Here is a 19,796-nt window from a genome sequence, read left to right on the forward strand (position 1 = left end):
CGGCCGGAAACACGCGCACGGCCATACCGGAAACGAAATCCCCGCCGCGACGGGGTCGCGACGGGGCAATTTCGTCAGGCTGGATGCCGACCCTAGAGGTCGTCGTCTTCCTTGAGCAGCTCTTCCTTGGTGATCGGCGTGTCGGTGACCTTGGCCGTATCGAAGATCAGGTCGCAGACCTTTTCCTCATATATCGGGGCGCGCATCTGGGCGGCGGCATTGGGATTCTGGCGATAGAAGTCCAACACCTGACGCTCCTGGCCCGGATAGTTGCGGGCCTCGTTCATGATGGCGTTGTTCAGTTCCTGATCGGTGATCTGGACGTTGTTGGCGCGGCCGATCTCGGCCAGCACCAGACCCAGGCGCACGCGGCGCTCGGCGATCTTGCGATACTCGTCCTTGAGCTTCTTCTCGGACTTCTTGGCGTCCTCTTCCGGCAGGCGACCGGCGTCCTTGTCGGCCTGGACCTGCTGCCAGATGCCGTCGAACTCGGCCTCGACCATCTTGGGCGGCAGGGGGAAGTCGTGCGCCTTGTCCAGGGCGTCGAGCAGGGCGCGCTTCAGCTTGAAGCGGGCCGCGCCCGTGTACTGCTGGTTCAGGTTGGTGCGCAGAAGCTCTTTGAGCTTGTCCAGCGACTCGATGCCGATGCGCTGGGCGAAGGCCTCGTCGATGACGGCGGGGGCCTCGGCCTTGATGGCCTTGACCTTGACGTCGAAGGTCACGGCCTTGCCGGCCAGATGGGCGGCCTGGTAGTCCGCCGGGAAGGTCACGTTCAGGACCTTTTCCTCGCCGACCTTGGTGCCCTTGAGCTGCTCTTCGAAGCCCGGGATGAAGCGGTTGGAGCCGATCACCAGCTGGGTGTCCTCGGCGGCACCGCCCTCGAAGGGCTCGCCGTCCAGCTTGCCGAGGAAGTCGATGGTGACTTCGTCACCTTCGGCGGCCTTCACGGTCTTGCCCTTCTTGTCCTCATAGGATTTGGCCTGGCCGGCCAGTTCGGTGAGGGCCTCGTCCAGATCGGCGTCGGTCGCCTCATAGGTCGGGCGTTCCAGCTTCAGCTTCTTGATGTCGGTCGGGGTGAAGTCGGGCATGACTTCCAGCGACATTTCGTAGGCGAGGTCTTCCGTGCCGGCGATGACCTTTTCCATGTCGGAGGTCAGCTTCATTTCGGCGGGCGCGGCCGGACGCACCTTGGCGTCGTCGAGGGCCTTCTGGCTCGAGGTGTTCAGCGCATCATTGACGATCTCGCCCATCAGGTCGCGGCCGAAGGTCTTCTTGACGTGCGACATCGGGACCTTGCCGGGACGGAAGCCCTTGAGCTTCATCTGCGGCGCGACTTCCTTGAGCTTGGCGTCCAGCTTCTGGTTCAGCTCGGCGACAGGAATGGTCACCGCGATCACGCGGCTGAGACCTTCGTTGGACTTTTCGACGACTTGCATGGTCGGGATTCTGACGCTCTGGGGCGGCACCCTTGGGGCGGGCGCAGCGCTGTGTGGGTAAAACAAAAAGGGCCGCCCCAAATCCGTTTCCGGGGAGGCGGCACCTTTGAAGCCCGCCCTTATGTCGAGGACCGCCCGAAAGGTCAACGTGAGACGCCGGCAACGGGACGGTTTCGGGAAGGACGCCGGCGCGCTATCTGGAACGCATGAGTCCCTCACCCTCCCCGATCGGTGTCGCCGTCTTCCCGGTCACGCCCCTGCAGCAGAACTGCACCCTCGTCTGGTGCCGCAAGACCCTGAAGGCCGCGATCATTGATCCGGGGGCGTCGGTGGACAGCCTGCTGGGGGCTGTCGCCAAGCAGGGGCTGACCCTGGACGCCATCTGGATCACCCATGGCCACCTCGATCATGCGGGGGGCGCGGCGGAGATGCAGGAGAAGACCGGGCTGGACATCATCGGTCCGCATCCTGACGACCAGTTCTGGATCGACGGCATCCCGACCCAGGGCAGGATGTACGGCCTGCCCGAGGCGCGCAGCTTCACGCCGACCCGCTGGCTGGCCGACGGCGACGTTCTGACGCTGGGGGATACGACGTGGGAGGTCCGGCACTGTCCCGGTCACACGCCGGGCCACGTCATCTTCTTCAACCGTGAGGCCCGCTTCGCCCAGGTCGGGGACGTCCTGTTCCAGGGCTCGATCGGACGCACCGACTTCCCGCGCAGCGACCACGCCAGCCTGCTGCACGCCATCACCACCAAGCTGTGGCCGCTGGGCGACGACGTGACCTTCGTGCCGGGCCACGGACCGACCTCGACCTTCGGGGCCGAGCGGCGCAGCAATCCCTTTGTTTCGGACGCCGCCATGCGCGGGACGCCGATCGCCCGGCCCGCGTCCGGACCTTCCTGACCCGACACCCGGACCAATCATGGGTCCGGCCGGCGCGGTTGAAGAAATACCCGGAAAGCAGCGGCGCAGGCGCGCTCCGGCCGTGAGGGGCCGAATGCGCGCGGCCCCTCCAAACCCCGCGATTCATTGACGATTGCAGAGCCACCGACCCGGAACCGGAAACGATGCCGAGGGTTCATCCCCGGAACCGCCATCGCCGCCATGAAAGGGCCCTCCCATGGCTCAAGGTCCGTCCCCCCAAGCCTCCGGCGTCTCCAGACGGGGCTTCGCCTCCATGGACCCGGAACGTCAGCGCGAGATCGCCCGCAAGGGTGGTGCCAGCGTCCCGGGCGAAAAGCGCAGCTTCTCGCAGGATCGCCGTCTGGCGGCCGAGGCCGGCCGCAAGGGCGGTGAAGCCTCGCACGGTGCCCGTCCCCGCGTGACACCCACCGTCACCGACTAGAGGACCGGTCGGAGGCACTGAAACAGGCGGTCGCCGCCCGGGTCGCCGCTCCCGGATCAGACCTCGAGCAGCACCAGCGCCACCGAGGGGTCCGGGCTGGCCTCGAATCCGGCCACCCGCCAACCGGACGCCGCGGCCAGTTCGCGGACCGAATCCCCGGTGTATTTCCGCGAGCTCTCGGTATGGATGGTTTCGCCGCGCAGGAAGGCGATCCGGCGTCCGTCTAGCAGAACCGTCATGTCCCGGGTCGCTTCGAGGTGCATTTCCATCCGGGCCCCGGACGGATTCCAGGCGGCGCGGTGGGTGAAGGCATCGACGTCGAACCCTGCGCCGAGCTCGCGGTTGGCACGGACGAGCAGATTACGATTGAAGGCGGCGGTAACGCCCGCCGTATCGTCATAGGCGGCGATCAGCGTTTCCGGGGCCTTGACCAGATCGACCCCCAGAATGAACAGGGCGTCCGGGCCCAGCAGGCCGCGCGCCGCCGCAAGGAAGGCGATCGCCTCGTCCCGCTCGAGATTGCCGATGGTCGAGCCCGGGAAGAAGCCCACGCGCCGCCCCTGCCCTACGCCGGCAGGCAAGGCGCCCAGATGCAGGAAGTCGCCGACCAGCGGGTGAACGGTCAGCGCCGGATAGGTCCCCGCAATCCGGAGGGCCGCAGCGTCAAGGGCATCGGCGCTGATGTCGATCGGCACATAGACCCCGAGGTCGGGGGCGGCATCGAGGACGATCCGGGTCTTCTCGCTGGCCCCCGAGCCGAACTCGACCAGGACCGCGCCCGGGCCGAACCGCGCCGCCCATTCCGGTGCCACGCGCCGCAGCAGCGCCGCCTCCTGCCGGGTGGGATAGTATTCGGGCAGACGGGTAATGGCCTCGAACAGGCGGGAGCCTTCGGCGTCATAGAACCATTTTGGCGATGCCACCTTGGGTGATCGGGTAAGTCCCGCGACCAGATCGCGACGGAAGCCGGCCGTCTCGCCCTGATCGGTGGACCGGACCCGCGGCGCCGGCGCATCCTCGGCCAGCCGCAGGCCCGCGAAGGCCCACCGCTGATGCGGATAGAAGAAATTGCGGTAGCTGACCCGGGCATGTCCGTCGGGCGTGGCGAAGCTGGAGCCGCGCAACACCATCTGGTTGGCCATGAATTTCCCGTTGTATTCGGACGCCGTGCCCTCTGTCGGCCGGAAGCCCGGATAGGGGGCATAGGCACTGGCCGTCCACTGCCAGACTTCGCCGAAGGCATTGGCAAAGGCCTCGGGACGACAAAGGACCGCATGCTCCCATTCCGCCTCGCCCGGCAGCCGCTTGCCCGCCCAGCGGGCGAAGGCGTCGGCCTCATAGAAGCTGATGTGGCGGACCGGAGAGGCCGGCTCGACGGGCGTGCGCCCCGACAGACCCATCGTCGTCCAGTGACCATCCTCGCATTGCCAGTAGAGGGGGGCCTGCCAGCCCTGGGCCTGGACCGTCGCCCAGCCGTCGGAGAGCCAAAGCTCGGGACGGCCGTAGCCGTCATCGTCCATGAAGGCGATCCAGTCTGCATTGGTCGTCAGATCATTGGCGAGGGCATAGGGTTCGAGCCAGACCCGATGCGCCGGCCCCTCATTGTCGAAGGCGAAACCGGTGCCGGCATGGCCGATCTCCACCAGGCCGCCATCGAAGCGGCTGGTCCCGCCCCTCGCCGGCTGCGCCGGGCAGGCCCGGGGCTCTGTCGCGAAGGCCGCCGGATCCAGCGGGGAGAGCGCCATCAGGTTCAATATGTCCATCAGGAACAGCTCCTGATGCTGCTGGTCGTGATGCAGGCCGAGGGTGAACAGATAGAGCCGGCGCGCATCGTTCGGCGCCTCGCCCAGCCAGGCCGCCATCCGGCGGTCGATTTCGCGCCGATAGGCGAGCACCTCGTCGAGTGACGGCCGGGTCATCAGGCCGCGACGGGGCCGGTCTACCCGCGGTCCGAGCGTCTCATAATAGCTGTTGAACAGGGTCTGGAAGCGCGGATCGACCGGCCGGTAGCCCGGCTCGTCTGCCAGAATCATGGCCTCGAAGAACCAGCTGGTGTGGGCCAGATGCCATTTGCCGGGACTGCAGTCCGCCATGGACTGGGCAGCGAGGTCTTCAGGGCTCAATCCTTGCGCAAGGCCCGGCATCGCAGCCCGTACGGCCCGGTAGGCCTTCAGATCTTCAGAGGTACGGTCGGCGCTGCGAGACGGTGCGTTCATTTCAGTCCCTCAGGCGCCCGATCCATCGCCAGGAGGCGAGAAGGGTCATGCTTTGGTCTCTCCACGCAAGCCGTGGCGACCGCTCAATGACCGTCGCGCTCAAAGCGTTGCGATCGCCTGCAGCAGTTCATCCACGGCCTCGACCCGCGTCGCCCAGGAGCAGACGAACCGGACCGAGCCGTCGTCGAAGCGATAGCAGGCCCAGCCGGCCTCGTTGAGACGTTGATGCGCCTCGGGCGGCATTCGCACGAACACCGCATTGGCCTCGACCGGATGGGCCAGCACAAACGGCGAGCCGCCGGCGATACCGGCGGCAAGCCGCTGCGCCATCAGATTGGCGTGGGCGGCCCCGGCCTCCCAGTCACCGCTCTCCAGAAGGCCCAGGATCGGAGCGGAGAGGAAACGGGTCTTGGACGCGGTCTGACCCGCCTGTTTCAGCCGGTTGTCGATGCGGCGCGCCAGCGATTTGTCGAACATGACGATGGCTTCGGCGCAATTGGCCCCGGCCTTGGCCCCGCCGAACACCAGCACATCGACGCCCAGCCGCGCGATCTGCGTCAGGTCGAAGCCCGCCGCCGCGGCATTGGCCAGCCGCGCCCCGTCCATATGGACGCCATGGCCGCGCAGTTTCACCGGCTCGATCAGGTGGCGCAGCTCTTCCTCGGTATAGACGGTGCCGTATTCGGTGGACTGGGTCAGGCTGAGAGCCGCCGGCGGTTGCCGGTGACCGACCTCGGGCTCCGCGAGGACGGCATGAAGCCCGGCAGGCTCGATCTTCCCGGAAAGGCCGGGCAGACCCAGCAGGCCGACCCCTGAGCCGAAAAAGCCGGGAGCGCCCGTCTCGTCGGTGCAGACATGGGCGGCATGGTGCGCCAGCACCGCCTCATGCGGCCAGGCCAGCATCGACAGGGCAATGGCGTTGGCGGCGGTACCCGAGAAGACGAACCGGACCTCGGCGTCGGCGTCCAGACGGGCGCGGATCAGGTCCGCGGCGCGGGCGGTGACGTCATCGGCCCCATAGGCCCTTGCATGGCCCGCATTGGCCGAGATCAGGGCCTCGAGCGCGGCCGGTGCCATGCCGGCGGTGTTGTCCGAGCCGAAGTCGTAACGCATGGATCAGGCCTTCCGGCCCAGGCGGCGACGGCGCGGGGCCGGCGGCGGTGTCTGGGGCTCAGGTTCGGGTTTCGTCTGCTCGACCGGGTCCGGGCCCGGTGCAGGGGGGTCATAGGCTACGGCGACCTGATGCGGGAAGGGGATTTCCACCCCCGCAGCATCCAGCGCCTCCTTGCCCTGCTGGATCAGGTCGGCCCTGACCTGCCACCAGTCGTCCACCTCGACCCAGGCCTGCAGGGTCACCTCGACGGCGCTGTCGCGCAGGTCAGTGACCCCGACCCAGGGCTCCGGGTCCGTCAGCACCCTTTCGTGGGCCCGGGCCACGCCCGAGAGGACGGCACAGGCCTGTTTGAGATTGGCGGTGTAGCCGACCGCGAACAGAACCTCGATTCTCCGGGTCTTCTGGCCGGTCAGATTGATGATCACATCGCCCAGAACCCTGGAGTTCGGGACCACGATCTTGTGATTGTTGGCGTTCGACATCTGGGTCACGAACAGATCGAGACGCTGGACCGTCCCCGTCGCCCCGCCCACCTCGATCACATCGCCCACCCTGTAGGGGCGCAGGACCAGCAACAGGACGCCTGCAGCGACGTTGGACAGCGTGCCCTGAAGGGCGAGGCCGACCGCCAGCGAGGCGGCTCCAAGAACCGCGATGATCGACGTGGTCTGGACACCCAGCCGTTGCAGAACGGCGATGAAGCCGACGACATAGACGACGACCCTCACCACCTGGACGACGAAGCTGATCACCGTCCGGTCGTTGCGGAAGCCGGCGACCCTCGACAGCATCCGTCGCGTGATCCCGGAGATCCATCGGGCCGCCAGAACGGTGGCGATCAGAATGATCAGGGCGACCGACAGATTGACGGCCAGATCGCCGGCCAGATCCGTCATCCGCGCGATCATGGGCGCGTCGATGGTCATGGCCCCTTCACCGGCCGGGATGACCTCGCTCAGGATCGGAATGCGTGTCGCCATATGCGCGGTCTAGCGCCTCCGGTTCGATTTGGAAGCCCATGACGGTTGCAATCGCCGTTCGGGGGGAGCGAGGTGGCCGGGTACCATCGCCCCGGGGAGGGTCCGTGAATCTGTCATCACTGAAGGTCGGGGTCGATGTGCCCTGGGTGACCAGCTGGACGGGTGAACCCTCGCTCGGGGCCGGTCCCTGCCCTTCCGTCGGCAGGGCTCTGGCTATCCGGCAGGTCGAGAACCCCGGTCTGGGCAAGCCCCTCTATTCGCAGAACCATGCCGTGCGGCAGCGGCTGTCGGTGCGCGACATGCGGTGCCCGATGTGCGGGCAGCCGACCCCGGCGACCGACCGCTGGACCCAGGTGGCGCATCCGGTGCCGGCGGGCCGGCTGCGGGCGGACGGGCGGGGTGGCGGTTTGCCCGGGGATATTGCGGACGACCGGATCCTGGTCGACGCGGGCGCGATCGCGCCGCTGCACAGGGCCTGTGTCGACCGCTCGTTGCGATATTGTCCGCACCTCAAGGCTGACCCGCACATCGACGTGCGGCGATTTCCAGACCGGTGGGTTGTCCTGCCGCTGATGGCCCGCGCCGAGGCCGCGCCACAGCTGTTCCTGGCGCGTCCCGTGCCGGCCCGGACCGCGGCTGTGATCGGCTTCCTTCAGCTGTGTGGACTGACCGGAGAGCACGACCCGGCCTGGCGGGACAGACGGCGCTGAGGCAGGAACCCTCGCGGGTTTTGCTTCACGGGCCTGCTGAGGCAATCCAACCGGCCCGGGTCTGAAGAGATCCCGCAGGCCGTGGGTCAGGCGGCAGCGGCGGTTTCGCCGGCGTCGACCAGTGCCCGGACCCCGGCTCGGCCCCCGCTGACGCGGTTGATGACCTTGGCGAGGGCACTGAAATCAATGGGCTTGTTGAGATAGGCGTCAGCCCCGGCGTCCAGTCCCGCCACATGGTCCTCGCGGCGGGCCGAAGCCGACAGGACGACAATGGGCGTATCCTGGTTCGGACCCTGCCCGTCGCGGATCGCCCGCGTCGCGGTCAAGCCGTCCATCACGGGCATGTTCACATCCATGATGATCAGGTCAAAGCGTTGCTCGCCCGCGGCTTCAACGCCGGTCTGACCGTTCTCTGCCGTCGCCGGGATATGGCCGGCAGAGTCCAGCCAGGCCTGCAGGATCATGCGGTTGACGGGGTGATCCTCGACCAGAAGCACGCTGAGCGGCCGGCCGTCCTTGATGTCGGCGTGTATGGGTTCGGCCGCAGTCTGACGGGTCCATTCGACCACATCGGCCTCGACCGAGAAGGTGAAGGTCGAGCCCTCGCCGAGGGTCGACTCAACACTGATCTCACCCCCCATGATATTGGCCATGCGACGGGCAATGGTCAGGCCGAGACCGGTGCCGCCAAAGCGGCGCGTCGAGGAGACGTCGACCTGGGTGAAGGGCTGGAACATCCGCGCCAGATCGTCCGCGGCGATACCGGCACCGGAATCGGTCACGGCGAAGTCCAGCCGCGCCCGGCCGTCCTCCAGCCGCTCGCCCCGCGCCAGCAGGGACACCTCGCCCTTGTCGGTGAATTTCACCGCATTGGAGAGCAGATTGTGGATCACCTGGCAGATGCGCAGCGGGTCGCCGCGCACGACAGCGGGGATCTCGCCCTCGAACCGCGCGTTGAAGTCCAGCCCCTTGGCCTCGGCCTGGGCCTGGAACGGGCCTGTCACCCGTTTGTGCAGGTCCTCGGTCGAGACGTCGACGATCTCGAAGGTCATCTTGCCGGCCTCGATCTTGGTCATGTCGAGGATGTCGTTGAGCAGGCTCAGCAGATTGTCGCCCGAGTTGCGGATGATCGACAGATATTCCCTCTGGGTCGGCTCCAGCCGGGTAGAGCCGAGCAGCTGGGCGGCACCGAGGACGCCGTTCATCGGTGTGCGCAGCTCGTGGGAGACGACCCCGAGGAAGTTGGTCTTGGCGTCGCTGGCGGCATTGGCCTTGTCGCGCGCGGCCTCGAGTTCCTCGATCAGGTGGGCCTGATGCGCCTGAAAGGCCCGGATGCGCTCTTCCCGCAGCACGGTCATCAGGACCAGGACGACGAGTCCGGAGGCCGTCAGGGGCAGGATCGACAGGAAGGGCCAGAACAGGGGGCCGCCCCACATGTTGATCAGGATGATCCCCGCGGCCACGCCATAGGGTGATGAGATGACAAGGGCCTGCCAGGGCGAGGCACGAAGCTGGGAGAAGACCAGCACATAGCCACAGACCAGAAGGGTCGCAGCGAGTGCGGGGCCGAAGGGATGGCCGGAATACCAGGCCAGCAGCGGCGCGGCGGCCCAGGCGGCGGTGGTCGCTGTGGCGACGGCCGGAAACACGAGACCCCAGCCGGCGCCGACCCGGTCACTGATGTGCCTTTCCACCGCCCCGCGGAGGGTACCGGCGGCGACGGTGCCGACAAACCACAGTGCCGCGATGGTGAAGCCGACCGAGGCCAGCAGGCCAAGGGCCCAGGTGAAGATGATCAGGTAGCGAAGGTGCTGGGTCTGAAGAATGGCACGGAGGGCCTGCGCGGCTTCGCCACCACCGACCTCGCCGGCACCGGTCTCGCGGGTCGACGATTTGCCGAAGCCGTCAGATTCAACCATTGCGTTCAGCCACCGACAATCAAAGCCGAATCGATAAGCACAACCTCCTAAGGCGGGGTGAACGGGGCCACGTCGTCGATATCGTCGTTCGGCGAGCTTCAGCCGGACAAGGCCCCGGCCTCCGCCGGAGTCAGGGCCCGGATGGACAGGGCATGGACCGGGCCCGCCAGTTCGTCGCGCAGCAGGGCGTTGATCGCGCGCTGACGCTGGACCCGGCCCTGACCCTCGAAGGCCGCGGCCACGACCGTGAGGTTGAAGTGGCTCTCGCCGCCGGGGCGCGCATCCATGCCGCCCTCGTGGTGGTGTCCGGCGTGCCGGGCGCTGTCGTCCTCGATCTCCAGCCGCTCGGGCGAGAGGCCCGCCGTCAGCTTTTCCCGGATAATCGTCGCAATCGGGCCTTCCGGCATGGGTGTGTCCTTGTTGGTGACCAATTCGACCCTACACTGGGTCCGATGTCATCCGAATTTGAATACAAGCCGCGCTTCAAGGACATGCGCATCAAGCCACCGCGCCCCGAAGAGGTGGCGGCGGAGGCCGACGTCCTGCATCTGAAGCCCGGCGAGGTTTGCTGCCAGTGGCCCGACTGCCGCAAGCCGGCGACGGCCCGCGCGCCCAAGTCGCGTGAGCGGCTGAACGATTTCTACGACTTCTGTCAGGGCCATGCGGGCGAATACAACAAGGGCTGGAATTTCTACGCCGGCATGAGCGACGGCGAGGTCCGCGCGGCCAAGGAGAACGAGGCCATGACCGGTGGCCGCCCGACCTGGGAAATGAAGGCGGGCAAGTTCAGCCGCGAGGCCGCCGCCTTCGCGTCCAAGATGGGCACCGCCAACACCAAGGGGGCCGGCAGCTGGCAGGACAGTTTCGGCCTGTTCGGCCGTCGCACCCGGGAGCAGGCCGGCCCGGCCGGTGAGGACACCCTGCGCCTCGGCAAGCTGGAGCGCGCGGCCCTGGCGGTGCTCGACCTCGACACCCGTACCGACAAGGCCGGGGTCAAGGCGCGCTATCACGAGATGCTGAAGCGCTTTCACCCCGACCTGAACCAGGGCGACCGGGGTGCCGAGGCCAAGCTGCAGAGCGTGATCAAGGCCTACAAGACCCTGAAGAAGGCCGGTCTGGCCTGAACCACAGCGGCCTCGTCGCATCGGACCGGTCCGGCGGGGTTTAAGTGTGCGCGGGCCTGCGCTAATCGCACAGCATGACCTCTTCTCCCGACTCGACGCCCGATCCGCTGCTGACGCTCGAACCGCACCGCAAGGCGACCGTGCGCGAGATATTCGGGGTCGATTCCGACATGGTGGTGCCGGTCTTCACCGAGCGCGACGGCCATGTGCCCGAGATCGACGAGGCCTATCGCTTCGATCCGCAGACGACCCTGGCCATCTGCGCCGGCTTCAGCTTCGACCGCCGCGTCATGGTCCAGGGTTATCACGGCACCGGCAAGTCGACCCATATCGAACAGGTCGCCGCCCGGCTGAACTGGCCGATGGTGCGGGTGAACCTCGACAGCCACGTCAGCCGCATCGATCTGGTCGGCAAGGACGCCATCGTCCTCAAGGACGGCAAACAGATCACCGAATTCCGCGAGGGCATGCTGCCCTGGGCCATCCAGCGCCCGATCGCCCTGGTGTTCGACGAATATGACGCCGGCCGTCCCGATGTGATGTTCGTGATCCAGCGCGTGCTGGAGGCGCAAGGCCGCCTGACCCTGCTGGACCAGAACCGCGTCATCCGGCCGAACCCCTGGTTCCGCCTGTTCGCCACCACCAACACCATCGGCCTGGGCGACACCTCGGGCCTGTATCACGGCACCCAGCAGATCAATCAGGGCCAGATGGACCGCTGGAACATCGTCACCACGCTCAACTACCTCGACCACGACGTCGAGGCCGGGATCGTGGCCGCCAAGGTGCCCGAATGGCAGGACGCCGACGGCCGCCGCCGCATCGCCGCCATGGTCCGCGTCGCCGACATGACCCGCAACGCCTTCATGAACGGCGACATCTCCACGGTCATGAGCCCGCGCACGGTCATCACCTGGGCCCAGAACGCCATCATCTTTGCGGGTGATGTGGGGCTGAGCTTCCGCCTGACCTTTCTGAACAAATGCGACGAGCTGGAGCGGCCGACGATTGCGGAGTTCTACCAGCGGGCGTTCGGGGAGGATCTGCCGGAGGCGGCGGTGAGGGTGAAGGTGGGTTAGGCTCCCGCCCGGAGCACCCTCAACTCCCGCCAGGCCGGTTCGTGAAGGTCCGCGTCGACGAGTACGTCCTGCAGGTCCTGGGTCTTGAACAGGGTCGCAACGCCGCCAGCCTTCCAGATCGCTTCGATTTGGGTTCTGTTCGCGCTCAGGTCTTCTGCCCAAAGCGCTCCATTGTTCGCCAAGTCTGTCAGATCGGAACGCTCACCAAACACGACGGTCAGGAGCATCACGCCGCCCTCGGCGTGATCATCTCCAGCGCCGCACCCATCTTCCGCCGCTGCTCCAGCAGGTCGTGGTCGATCTGCAGTCCGAGAAAAAAGCCCGCGCTGAGCCCCCAGTAGCGCGTGAGGCGCAGGTCCGTGTCGGCGGTCACCGCCCGCTTGCCCAGCACGATCTCATTGATCCGGCGCGGCGGCACGCCGATGGCATTGGCGAGGGCCGTCTGGCTCATGCCCAGGGGCTTGAGAAAATCCTCCAACAGGACATCGCCCGGCGTCGGGTTCTTCAGCCAGTCTTCAGGACGGCCGATGCCGGCGAAACGATCAGTGATAGTCGCAGATTTCGACATCCTCGCACCCTCCTTCACTCCAGCGGAAGCAGATCCGCCACTGCTGATTGATCCGGATCGCGTGCTGGCCCTTGCGGTCCTTCGTCAGGGCCTCGAGCCCGTTGCCGGGCGGAATACGCAAGTCCTCGAGCCTCAAACTCCGGTTCAGTTGGCGCAGCTTGCGCAACGCCACGTCCTGAATCTCAACGGGCAGGCGGCGCGAACGTTCGCCGTTCCAGATCTTCCTCGTCTCCCGATCCCGAAAGCTGCGGATCATCACCGGCACCTATAACGCATAACGTTATACGGGGCAATCGTGCCTGTATTCCAGAGAGAGCTCCTGGTCCGGCTCACGCGACGACACCCTCCTTGGTTGCCTCTTATGCGCCCTTATTGCTTGTATCTTTGCCAATCTGACGCTGTCTGTCGAGAGGCCGCGCTTTCAGTGAGGACTTGCCGACGGCGACAGCGCGGGTGAAGGTCGGTCAACGATTCTTCCCGAGGTTGAGCGATGCTGATTGTCGGACTTTCGGTTTTGGCGATGGTCTCCGACCCGCAGTCGGCCCGGCCCTCTGATGAAGCGATGCTGGCCCTCATCGCAGAACGCATTCCGGGGGCGGTCGTGCTTCAGAGCCAGGACTGGATGATGCCTGCGGGACTGGATGGCGCGCGCGGGCTTTGCGGCGTCGCACGGATCGACGGCAAGCCCCAACCCTTCCTCGTCTACACGCTCTGGCGACCGGCCGGTAACGAGGACGGAAATCGTTGGTCAACCGCACTGCGGGCACCACTTTCCTCGGAAGCGACAGTTCACAACAATTTCGAGCGCCGCGGCGTCCTCAACGCCTGCCCTGAGCTCGCCCCGCCGGCCGGCGTAGACTGGCCAATGGCTCTTCCCCGAAGCGCCGGGGTGGTCCGTTCCACCGATCGGCTGGACGCTGAGGGTCAGGTCATCCCGTGACAGGCTGATCGCAGCTGAAGGCCCCGCTTACCCGTTCCCCCTCCCCCCAAGCCCCCGCCGCCATCTCCCGCGCCGTCTCCCGAACCCCCTCCGGCCACCCCTCCACCGCCGCTGCAAACCCCGCCCCGTCACCCGCGAACAGCATACGCGTCGCCGCCTCATAGCCGGGCAGGTCGCCCGCGATCGCGGTCATGAAGCGATAGGTCGCCTCCTTTGCCTGGCGCGCCCGGTCCGGCCGCTCCGCCTCGCGCAGTGCGCCCTCGACCAGTTTGCGCAAGGCCACCGATGCCCCGCCCGGCTGGCCCGCCAGCCAGTCCCAGTGGCGCGGCAGCAGGGTGACCTCGCGCGCGGTGACGCCCAGTTTCGGACGGCCTGGGCCGCGCTTCTCCGGTCCGGACGCCGGGGTCAGCCGGGCCAGGACGGCGGCCAGATCGCCGCGCAGGTCGAGGTCGACGACCCGGCCGTCCGCCGCGTCGAAAGCCAGGACGGTCTCGCCCCCATCGGTCGCCGCCTTGACCGCCGCCACGACCTCGGCGGCTTTCCCGCGCGCCAGCAGACGGTGGCCGGCGAAGGCGAACAGGGGTTGGTGGGCGGGCACGGTCATGGGGTGGATCCTCGGTTCAGGCGATGGGATTTACCCGGGTATAACAAGCCGGTCAATATGATCCGGGTAATATCTGAGCGCACCGGGTTGCGACACGGTGCCCGCCGGCTCTTTTCGCGGGAACCGGGCGTCCCCAGATGCGCTCCATCGGCACCCTCCCCTCCCCGATCCCAAGGATTCCTCCCATGACCAACCACCGTATCGACGCCGCCGCAGAGACCCTGACCGGCAAGGCCCAGTCCGCCCTCGGCCGCCTGACCGGCGACAGCCGGCTGCAGCTGGATGGCCGTCTCAACGAAGTGAAGGGCAAGGCGCGCGACGCCTATGGCCGGGTCATCGACGGGCTGGACGGCCTTGTCGAAAAGGCTCCGTCGGATCTGCGGGAACCCGCCCGCACGGGTCTGGATTTTGCCCGCCGCAAGCCGCTGCTGACCACCGGCATCGTCGCCGGCCTGGCCTTGCTGCTCAGCAGCATGGGTCGCCGCCGCTAGAGCCCAACGGACCCGATCGTCAAAAGGCCCGGGCATCGCTGCCCGGGCCTTTTTCGTTTCGACGTTCGGGATGAGACCCCTCCACCACCCTTCGGGCGGTCCCCCTCCCCCGGAGGGGGAGGAATTCGGTCAGTCCGCGGCCTGGGCCTCGACCGCCTTGACCTGGGCCGCATTGGGGCCCGTGACGTCGAAGGCGATCTTGCCGTCGGTCAGGGTGACCTTCACATGGCCGCCGCGGGTCAGGCGTCCGAACAGGATGTCGTCGGCCAGCGGCTTCTTGATGTGCTCCTGGATGACCCGGGCCAGAGGCCGTGCGCCATACAGTTCGTCGAAGCCGTTCTTGGCCAGCCAGTCGGCCGCCTCGTCGGTCAGTTCGATGGTGATGTTCCGGTCCGCCAGCTGGGCCTCCAGCTGGATGATGAATTTGGTCACCACCGACTTGATCGTTTCGGAGTCCAGCGCCTTGAAGGCGACGATGGCGTCGAGGCGGTTGCGGAACTCCGGCGCGAACAGACGCTGGATGGCCTTGTCGTCCTCGCCCTCGACCTTGCCCCGGCCGAAGCCGATGGAGGCGCGGGCGTTGTCGGCGGCGCCCGCGTTGGTGGTCATGATCAGGATGGTGTTCCGGAAATCGACCTTCTTGCCGACCGCATCGGTCAGCATCCCGTTGTCCATCACCTGGAGCAGGATGTTGTAGACATCCGGGTGGGCCTTTTCGATCTCGTCCAGCAGGACCACGGCGTGGGGGTGCTGGTCGACGGCGTCGGTCAGCAGGCCGCCCTGGTCATGGCCGACATAGCCCGGAGGCGCGCCGATCAGGCGGCTGACCGTATGCCGCTCCATATATTCCGACATGTCGAAGCGCAGCATCTCGATGCCGAGGGTCGAGGCCAGCTGTTTGGCCACCTCGGTCTTGCCCACGCCGGTCGGACCGCTGAACAGGAAGGCCCCGATCGGCTTGGACGGATCACGCAGACCCGCGCGGGCCAGTTTCATGGCCGCCGAGACCTGTTCGATCGCCGCCGACTGGCCGAAGACGACGCGGTTCAGGTCGGTCTCGAGCTGGCGCAGGCCCTCGGTGTCGGACTTGGACACCGACTTGGCCGGGATCCGGGCCATACGGGCGATGACGACCTCGATCTCCTTCTGGCCGATGACCTTCTTCCGCTTGGCCTCGGACAGCAGCATCTGGCTGGCACCCGCCTCGTCGATGACGTCGATCGCCTTGTCCGGGAGTTTGCGGTCGGTCATGTAGCGCGCCGACAGCTCGACCGCCGTGCGCAGGGCCCCGTCGGTGTAGCGGACCTTGTGGTGGCCTTCGTAGGAGGTCTTGAGCCCTTTCAGGATCTTGATCGTGTCCTCGACGGTCGGCTCATTGACGTCGATCTTCTGGAAGCGGCGGGCCAGGGCCCGGTCCTTCTCGAAATGCTGACGGTATTCCTTGTAGGTGGTCGAACCCATGCAGCGCAGGCTGCCTGACGCCAGGGCCGGCTTTAGCAGGTTCGAGGCGTCCATGGCCCCGCCCGAGGTCGCGCCGGCGCCGATCACGGTATGGATCTCGTCGATGAACAGGATGGCGTTGTCGTGCGTCTCCAGTTCCTTGACGACCTGTTTCAGCCGCTCCTCGAAATCGCCGCGATAGCGGGTGCCGGCCAGCAGCGCCCCCATGTCGAGGCTGTAGATGGTGGCGCCTTCCAGCACCTCCGGCACCTCGTGATTTACGATCTTGCGGGCCAGGCCCTCGGCGATGGCGGTCTTGCCGACCCCGGGGTCACCGACCAGCAGCGGGTTGTTCTTGGTCCGGCGGCACAGGATCTGGATGGCCCGCTCGACCTCGGCGTGACGGCCGATCAGGGGATCGATCTTGCCGTTCCGCGACTTTTCATTGAGGTCGACGCAATAGGCTTCCAGGGCCTCGCCGCCGGTCTTGGCGGCGGCGGCGTCTTCGGCGTCCTCGGGGCTTCCGCCGGTCTTGGCAGGGCTCTTGTCGACGCTGCTGCCGGCCTTCTTGGCGATACCGTGGGCGATGTAGTTGACCGCGTCATAGCGGGTCATGTCCTGCTCCTGCAGGAAATAGGCGGCGTGACTCTCGCGCTCGCTGAAGATGGCGACCAGCACATTCGCGCCCGAGACCTCCTCGCGGCCCGAGCTCTGGACGTGGATCACCGCGCGCTGGATCACGCGCTGGAAGCCGGCCGTGGGCTTGGCGTCCTCGCCGTCGCTGGTGGCCAACGCCGCCAGGTCTGTGTCGACATAGAGGGTCAGGGCCGTCTTCAGCGCGACCAGATCGACATTGCAGGCCGTCATCACATTGGCGGCGTCCGGGTCATCGACCAGGGCCAGCAGCAGGTGTTCAAGCGTGGCGTATTCGTGCCGCCGCTCGTTGGCGTAATGCACCGCACGGTGCAGGGTCTCTTCGAGAGGACGCGAAAATGAGGGCATGGGGAGGTTCCTCTCAGTCCTTTTCCATCGTGCATTGCAGCGGGTGCTGGTGGCGTCGCGCCGTCTCGATCACCTGGGCGACCTTGGTCTCGGCCACCTCATAGGTGAAGACGCCGCACACCCCGACGCCATGCTGGTGCACATGCAGCATGATGCGGGTGGCCGCCTCGCGGTCCTTCTGGAAGAACCGTTCCAGCACATAGATGACGAACTCCATCGGCGTGTAGTCGTCGTTCAGGATCAGCACCCGATAAAGCGAGGGCTTCTGAAGTTTCGGCCTGGTTTCGGTGACCGTGGCGGACCCGAGGCCTCCACCATTCTGTTCACCTGGCCTGCGGGACGGCGGCATTCGTAATCCGTATGGGGAGAGTCGATGGCTCAGATAGGGAATGATGGCCTGAATTGAAGCCGCGTCCAGTGACTCTTGAGTGGGCTGCGTCAATTCTCCCTCGCCCGCAGTGGGGTCGGCCAAACGAAAAAGCCCCGGCGTTTCCGCCGGGGCCTCTCGTATGCTTGCAGGTGACGCTCGTTGAAGCGTCGGGTCGCCTTAGCGGGCGGCCTGGAACTTTTCGACCGAGGCGGTGACGCGCTCGTTGATCGGCTTGAAGCTGTTCTTGACCGAGGCGGTCAGGACGTCCGTCGCCTTGGTGACTTCCGCCAGATAGGCTTCGGTCGCCGACTTGGCCCAGGTCGTCTGCAGCTCGAGCAGCTCCTGGATCGAACGGGCCTGCGACATCGACTGGGCCGCGGCGACGCCGTCTTCCCAGGACTTCTTCGTGAAGGCAGCCGACTGGGCCGACAGGGTCTCGACGCCTTTCTGGGCGGCGGCGGCCGAGGCGACGATGGCTTCCAGGTTCTGCTTGCCCTGGATGTTGAGCTCGGTGAGGCCGGCGGCCGACTTGTCGGCGACGTCCTTGAGCGCCTTGGCACCGGCGGCCTGGGCCTGCTCGGCATTGGCCTGGAAGGTGGTCTGGGCCTTTTCAGCAGTCGCCTTGACGCTGGCGGTCGCGGTTTCGACGGTCTTCTTCACGGTATCCGTCGCGGTCTCGACGGTCTTCTTGACGGTATCGGCGGTGGTGTCAGCCATGAGGGGCTCCTGAACGTATTCGCGGTCGGGGAGGACCGCCTGAAATGCTTCCGCGAGGAACGAGTCCATCGCGACAGGCGGTCATATGGTGCAGGTGCGAAGTCGCGTCAAGCAGAAATGGTGCAATGCACAAAAGTTCACAAAATCGTTGACGGGTTGTTTACCCTCACGAAACCGGAATGACGCATGTTAGCTTTTTTATCAGCGTCGCGTGGTGGGGCCGCCGTCGCGCCAAACGTCCTGTGAGGCCTGTCTTTGCCGCTTTCCGCCCTGATCCGTCGCGGACTTCTGTCGCTGCTGCTGGCCGTCGCGGTGACGATGACGCCGACGCGCCCGCCGCTCGCCCAGTCGGCTGACAATGCGCGCTACGCCGCCATCGTCGTGGATGCCGAGTCCGGCGAGGTGCTGTTCGCCCGCCACGCCGACAGCCGTCGTTATCCGGCCTCGATCACCAAGGTGATGACCCTCTATCTGGCGTTCGAGGCCCTGGCCGAAGGCAAGATCAAGCTCGACGACGTCATCACCGTCTCACCCCACGCCGCCAGCCAGCCGCCGTCCAAACTGGGGCTCGCCGCCGGCCAGACCATCACCGTGGACGACGCCATGCGGGCCACGGCGGTCCGCAGCTCCAACGATATGGCCATGGCACTGGCCGAACACATCAGCGGCTCCCAGGACCGGTTCGCCGCCCAGATGACGCTGAAGGCCCGTGAACTGGGGATGACCCAGACCCGCTATGTCAATCCCAATGGGCTGCCGGACGCCCGCCAGCTGACGTCCGCGCGCGACCTGGCGATCCTCGCCCGGGCGGTCATGCGCGACTACCCGCAGTACTACAGCTATTTCGGGCTCCAGGACTGGGCCTACAACGGTCGCGACTATCGCAACACCAATGGCCTGCTCCGTGAGGGCCAAGGCTATGACGGCATGAAGACCGGCTACACCAACGCCTCCGGCTACAATCTGGCCGCCTCGGCGGTCCGCGACGGTCGCCGGATCATCACCATTGTCCTCGGTGGCCGCTCGACGGCCAGCCGCAACGCCCATGTGGCAGCCCTGATGGATACCGGGTTCGAGGTCGAACGCGCCCGCGCCCGTGGCGAGACGATCCAGGTGGCCCAGACCTTCTTCGAGGCGCGCGGCTTCGGCCTCGGCCCGGACAGCAACGGTCCGATCGAATACGCGGCCGCCACCGGCGAGAATGACGACGCAAGCGCGGGGTCCAGCGCTCCGCCTGGCAGCGGCGTCGCCTACGCCGCCCTGCCCGCCCCTCCGCCGCCGGTCGCCCGGGTGACCCCGGCCCCCTCCGAGCCTGCCGCCGCCGAACGGCCGGCCGATGTGACGGCCATCCTCAACGGTGGATCCAACGTCGCATCCCCACCTCGCGCCCGCCCGCCGGCCCGGCCGCCGGCGCGGGAACCCGCGCGCGAGCCCGCGGGCCGCTGGGCCGTGCAGGTCGGTGCCTTCCGTGACGAGACGGTCGCCCGAAACTGGCTGACCGAGGTCAACCGCCGCTTCCGCAGCCAGTTCACGGCCGCAGAGCGCACCGTCCAGAATGCCAGCGGCTGGTACCGCTCGCGCTTCACCGGCATGACCGAGCAGGGAGCCCGCTCGGCCTGCGCGGCCCTGGAGGAACGTCGGGTCACCTGTCTGGTGGTGCGGCCGGAGTAACCCGCACCCTCGGCGATCCGCCGAACGCGCACCCGGGGCTGGACCGGACCGACCTTTTCCCCTAT

The 19,796-nt window shown here is 66.9% G+C and carries 21 protein-coding genes; 8 read left to right on the forward strand and 13 right to left on the reverse strand.

What is annotated here, in order from left to right; translation table 11 throughout:
* Nucleotides 1–92: 92 nt before the first annotated feature.
* A complete protein-coding gene (gene tig / locus Q0053_RS00940) occupies nucleotides 93–1,436 on the reverse strand; it encodes a trigger factor (protein WP_298094754.1) in 1,344 nt (447 codons plus the stop codon).
* Nucleotides 1,437–1,642: 206 nt separating this feature from the next.
* Between tig and Q0053_RS00945 the strand changes: the two genes are divergently transcribed.
* Both Q0053_RS00945 and Q0053_RS00950 read left to right on the forward strand, forming a co-directional pair.
* Nucleotides 1,643–2,344, forward strand: a complete 702-nt coding sequence (locus Q0053_RS00945; protein ID WP_298094757.1) for an MBL fold metallo-hydrolase — start codon at nucleotides 1,643–1,645, stop codon at nucleotides 2,342–2,344.
* Nucleotides 2,345–2,561: 217 nt separating this feature from the next.
* On the forward strand, nucleotides 2,562–2,786 hold the full coding sequence (locus Q0053_RS00950; protein ID WP_298094760.1) for a general stress protein: 225 nt from the start codon (nucleotides 2,562–2,564) through the stop codon (nucleotides 2,784–2,786).
* A 56-nt stretch (nucleotides 2,787–2,842) separates the two neighbouring features.
* Here the strand turns inward: Q0053_RS00950 and egtB are convergent, their stop codons facing one another.
* From egtB to Q0053_RS00965, 3 genes are all read right to left on the reverse strand, one after another.
* A complete protein-coding gene (gene egtB, locus Q0053_RS00955; RefSeq protein ID WP_298094764.1) occupies nucleotides 2,843–5,002 on the reverse strand; it encodes an ergothioneine biosynthesis protein EgtB in 2,160 nt (719 codons plus the stop codon).
* A 99-nt stretch (nucleotides 5,003–5,101) separates the two neighbouring features.
* Nucleotides 5,102–6,115, reverse strand: coding sequence for a low specificity L-threonine aldolase (locus tag Q0053_RS00960; RefSeq protein ID WP_298094769.1), 1,014 nt, complete (start codon nucleotides 6,113–6,115; stop codon nucleotides 5,102–5,104).
* 3 nt (nucleotides 6,116–6,118) lie between these two features.
* Nucleotides 6,119–7,096, reverse strand: a complete 978-nt coding sequence (locus tag Q0053_RS00965; RefSeq protein WP_298094772.1) for a mechanosensitive ion channel domain-containing protein — start codon at nucleotides 7,094–7,096, stop codon at nucleotides 6,119–6,121.
* 104 nt (nucleotides 7,097–7,200) lie between these two features.
* Here Q0053_RS00965 and Q0053_RS00970 point away from each other — a divergent pair, with 104 nt between their 5' ends.
* A complete protein-coding gene (locus tag Q0053_RS00970) occupies nucleotides 7,201–7,806 on the forward strand; it encodes a hypothetical protein (protein ID WP_298094774.1) in 606 nt (201 codons plus the stop codon).
* Between the two features lie 86 nt (nucleotides 7,807–7,892).
* Here Q0053_RS00970 and Q0053_RS00975 read toward each other — a convergent pair whose 3' ends face one another.
* Both Q0053_RS00975 and Q0053_RS00980 read right to left on the reverse strand, forming a co-directional pair.
* On the reverse strand, nucleotides 7,893–9,725 hold the full coding sequence (locus Q0053_RS00975; RefSeq protein ID WP_298094778.1) for a response regulator: 1,833 nt from the start codon (nucleotides 9,723–9,725) through the stop codon (nucleotides 7,893–7,895).
* 98 nt (nucleotides 9,726–9,823) lie between these two features.
* On the reverse strand, nucleotides 9,824–10,132 hold the full coding sequence (locus Q0053_RS00980; protein WP_298094781.1) for a BolA family transcriptional regulator: 309 nt from the start codon (nucleotides 10,130–10,132) through the stop codon (nucleotides 9,824–9,826).
* A gap of 45 nt (nucleotides 10,133–10,177) precedes the next feature.
* On the opposite strand from Q0053_RS00980, the gene Q0053_RS00985 reads away from it, so the two are divergent.
* On the forward strand, nucleotides 10,178–10,849 hold the full coding sequence (locus Q0053_RS00985; protein WP_298094784.1) for a J domain-containing protein: 672 nt from the start codon (nucleotides 10,178–10,180) through the stop codon (nucleotides 10,847–10,849).
* A 74-nt stretch (nucleotides 10,850–10,923) separates the two neighbouring features.
* Entirely contained in the window at nucleotides 10,924–11,928 is a 1,005-nt protein-coding gene (gene cobS, locus Q0053_RS00990) for a cobaltochelatase subunit CobS (protein ID WP_298094787.1), read from the forward strand.
* On the opposite strand, the gene Q0053_RS00995 is transcribed toward cobS, so the two are convergent.
* Genes Q0053_RS00995 through Q0053_RS01005 form a run of 3 tightly spaced genes read right to left on the reverse strand, consistent with a single transcriptional unit; the run spans nucleotide 11,925 to nucleotide 12,752 of the window.
* Nucleotides 11,925–12,155, reverse strand: a complete 231-nt coding sequence (locus tag Q0053_RS00995; RefSeq protein WP_298094790.1) for a hypothetical protein — start codon at nucleotides 12,153–12,155, stop codon at nucleotides 11,925–11,927. The genes cobS and Q0053_RS00995 overlap by 4 nt on opposite strands.
* Nucleotides 12,155–12,496, reverse strand: a complete 342-nt coding sequence (locus Q0053_RS01000) for a HigA family addiction module antitoxin (RefSeq protein ID WP_298094792.1) — start codon at nucleotides 12,494–12,496, stop codon at nucleotides 12,155–12,157. The genes Q0053_RS00995 and Q0053_RS01000 overlap by 1 nt, the downstream gene beginning before the upstream one ends.
* The gene (locus Q0053_RS01005) at nucleotides 12,471–12,752 is read right to left on the reverse strand and encodes a type II toxin-antitoxin system RelE/ParE family toxin (RefSeq protein WP_298095070.1); all 282 of its coding nucleotides are present in this window, start codon (nucleotides 12,750–12,752) and stop codon (nucleotides 12,471–12,473) included. The genes Q0053_RS01000 and Q0053_RS01005 overlap by 26 nt, the downstream gene beginning before the upstream one ends.
* A gap of 306 nt (nucleotides 12,753–13,058) precedes the next feature.
* Between Q0053_RS01005 and Q0053_RS01010 the strand changes: the two genes are divergently transcribed.
* Nucleotides 13,059–13,436 (forward strand): hypothetical protein, encoded by a 378-nt coding sequence (locus Q0053_RS01010; protein WP_298094796.1) that lies wholly within the window; start codon nucleotides 13,059–13,061, stop codon nucleotides 13,434–13,436.
* On the opposite strand, the gene Q0053_RS01015 is transcribed toward Q0053_RS01010, so the two are convergent.
* Nucleotides 13,426–14,040 carry a DUF2239 family protein gene (locus Q0053_RS01015; protein WP_298094799.1) on the reverse strand — a complete coding sequence of 205 codons (615 nt, stop codon included), beginning with the start codon at nucleotides 14,038–14,040 and terminating at the stop codon, nucleotides 13,426–13,428. The two genes, Q0053_RS01010 and Q0053_RS01015, sit on opposite strands and share 11 nt — an antisense overlap.
* Before the next feature lie 185 nt (nucleotides 14,041–14,225).
* On the opposite strand from Q0053_RS01015, the gene Q0053_RS01020 reads away from it, so the two are divergent.
* Nucleotides 14,226–14,531, forward strand: a complete 306-nt coding sequence (locus Q0053_RS01020; RefSeq protein ID WP_298094802.1) for a CsbD family protein — start codon at nucleotides 14,226–14,228, stop codon at nucleotides 14,529–14,531.
* A gap of 129 nt (nucleotides 14,532–14,660) precedes the next feature.
* On the opposite strand, the gene clpA is transcribed toward Q0053_RS01020, so the two are convergent.
* The 3 genes from clpA to Q0053_RS01035 all read right to left on the reverse strand — a co-directional run bounded on the left by clpA (nucleotide 14,661) and on the right by Q0053_RS01035 (nucleotide 18,060).
* The gene (gene clpA / locus Q0053_RS01025) at nucleotides 14,661–16,973 is read right to left on the reverse strand and encodes an ATP-dependent Clp protease ATP-binding subunit ClpA (protein ID WP_298094805.1); all 2,313 of its coding nucleotides are present in this window, start codon (nucleotides 16,971–16,973) and stop codon (nucleotides 14,661–14,663) included.
* A gap of 13 nt (nucleotides 16,974–16,986) precedes the next feature.
* A complete protein-coding gene (clpS, locus tag Q0053_RS01030) occupies nucleotides 16,987–17,322 on the reverse strand; it encodes an ATP-dependent Clp protease adapter ClpS (RefSeq protein WP_298094808.1) in 336 nt (111 codons plus the stop codon).
* Nucleotides 17,323–17,520: 198 nt separating this feature from the next.
* Entirely contained in the window at nucleotides 17,521–18,060 is a 540-nt protein-coding gene (locus Q0053_RS01035) for a phasin family protein (protein ID WP_298094811.1), read from the reverse strand.
* A gap of 255 nt (nucleotides 18,061–18,315) precedes the next feature.
* On the opposite strand from Q0053_RS01035, the gene Q0053_RS01040 reads away from it, so the two are divergent.
* Entirely contained in the window at nucleotides 18,316–19,731 is a 1,416-nt protein-coding gene (locus Q0053_RS01040; RefSeq protein WP_298094813.1) for a D-alanyl-D-alanine carboxypeptidase, read from the forward strand.
* Nucleotides 19,732–19,796: the final 65 nt, after the last annotated feature.

This window comes from Brevundimonas sp., from assembly GCF_027487935.1.
In the GTDB taxonomy this organism is placed as follows: domain Bacteria; phylum Pseudomonadota; class Alphaproteobacteria; order Caulobacterales; family Caulobacteraceae; genus Brevundimonas.

What these genes read in the sequence shown, in the direction of transcription:
- tig (WP_298094754.1), bottom strand. Translation starts at nt 1,436, where the DNA reads ATGCAAGTCGTCGAAAAGTCCAACGAAGGTCTCAGCCGCGTGATCGCG.
- Q0053_RS00945 (WP_298094757.1), top strand. Translation starts at nt 1,643, where the DNA reads ATGAGTCCCTCACCCTCCCCGATCGGTGTCGCCGTCTTCCCGGTCACG.
- Q0053_RS00950 (WP_298094760.1), top strand. Translation starts at nt 2,562, where the DNA reads ATGGCTCAAGGTCCGTCCCCCCAAGCCTCCGGCGTCTCCAGACGGGGC.
- egtB (WP_298094764.1), bottom strand. Translation starts at nt 5,002, where the DNA reads ATGAACGCACCGTCTCGCAGCGCCGACCGTACCTCTGAAGATCTGAAG.
- Q0053_RS00960 (WP_298094769.1), bottom strand. Translation starts at nt 6,115, where the DNA reads ATGCGTTACGACTTCGGCTCGGACAACACCGCCGGCATGGCACCGGCC.
- Q0053_RS00965 (WP_298094772.1), bottom strand. Translation starts at nt 7,096, where the DNA reads ATGGCGACACGCATTCCGATCCTGAGCGAGGTCATCCCGGCCGGTGAA.
- Q0053_RS00975 (WP_298094778.1), bottom strand. Translation starts at nt 9,725, where the DNA reads ATGGTTGAATCTGACGGCTTCGGCAAATCGTCGACCCGCGAGACCGGT.
- Q0053_RS00980 (WP_298094781.1), bottom strand. Translation starts at nt 10,132, where the DNA reads ATGCCGGAAGGCCCGATTGCGACGATTATCCGGGAAAAGCTGACGGCG.
- Q0053_RS00985 (WP_298094784.1), top strand. Translation starts at nt 10,178, where the DNA reads ATGTCATCCGAATTTGAATACAAGCCGCGCTTCAAGGACATGCGCATC.
- cobS (WP_298094787.1), top strand. Translation starts at nt 10,924, where the DNA reads ATGACCTCTTCTCCCGACTCGACGCCCGATCCGCTGCTGACGCTCGAA.
- Q0053_RS00995 (WP_298094790.1), bottom strand. Translation starts at nt 12,155, where the DNA reads ATGCTCCTGACCGTCGTGTTTGGTGAGCGTTCCGATCTGACAGACTTG.
- Q0053_RS01000 (WP_298094792.1), bottom strand. Translation starts at nt 12,496, where the DNA reads ATGTCGAAATCTGCGACTATCACTGATCGTTTCGCCGGCATCGGCCGT.
- Q0053_RS01005 (WP_298095070.1), bottom strand. Translation starts at nt 12,752, where the DNA reads ATGATCCGCAGCTTTCGGGATCGGGAGACGAGGAAGATCTGGAACGGC.
- Q0053_RS01010 (WP_298094796.1), top strand. Translation starts at nt 13,059, where the DNA reads ATGCTGGCCCTCATCGCAGAACGCATTCCGGGGGCGGTCGTGCTTCAG.
- Q0053_RS01015 (WP_298094799.1), bottom strand. Translation starts at nt 14,040, where the DNA reads ATGACCGTGCCCGCCCACCAACCCCTGTTCGCCTTCGCCGGCCACCGT.
- Q0053_RS01020 (WP_298094802.1), top strand. Translation starts at nt 14,226, where the DNA reads ATGACCAACCACCGTATCGACGCCGCCGCAGAGACCCTGACCGGCAAG.
- clpA (WP_298094805.1), bottom strand. Translation starts at nt 16,973, where the DNA reads ATGCCCTCATTTTCGCGTCCTCTCGAAGAGACCCTGCACCGTGCGGTG.
- clpS (WP_298094808.1), bottom strand. Translation starts at nt 17,322, where the DNA reads ATGCCGCCGTCCCGCAGGCCAGGTGAACAGAATGGTGGAGGCCTCGGG.
- Q0053_RS01035 (WP_298094811.1), bottom strand. Translation starts at nt 18,060, where the DNA reads ATGGCTGACACCACCGCCGATACCGTCAAGAAGACCGTCGAGACCGCG.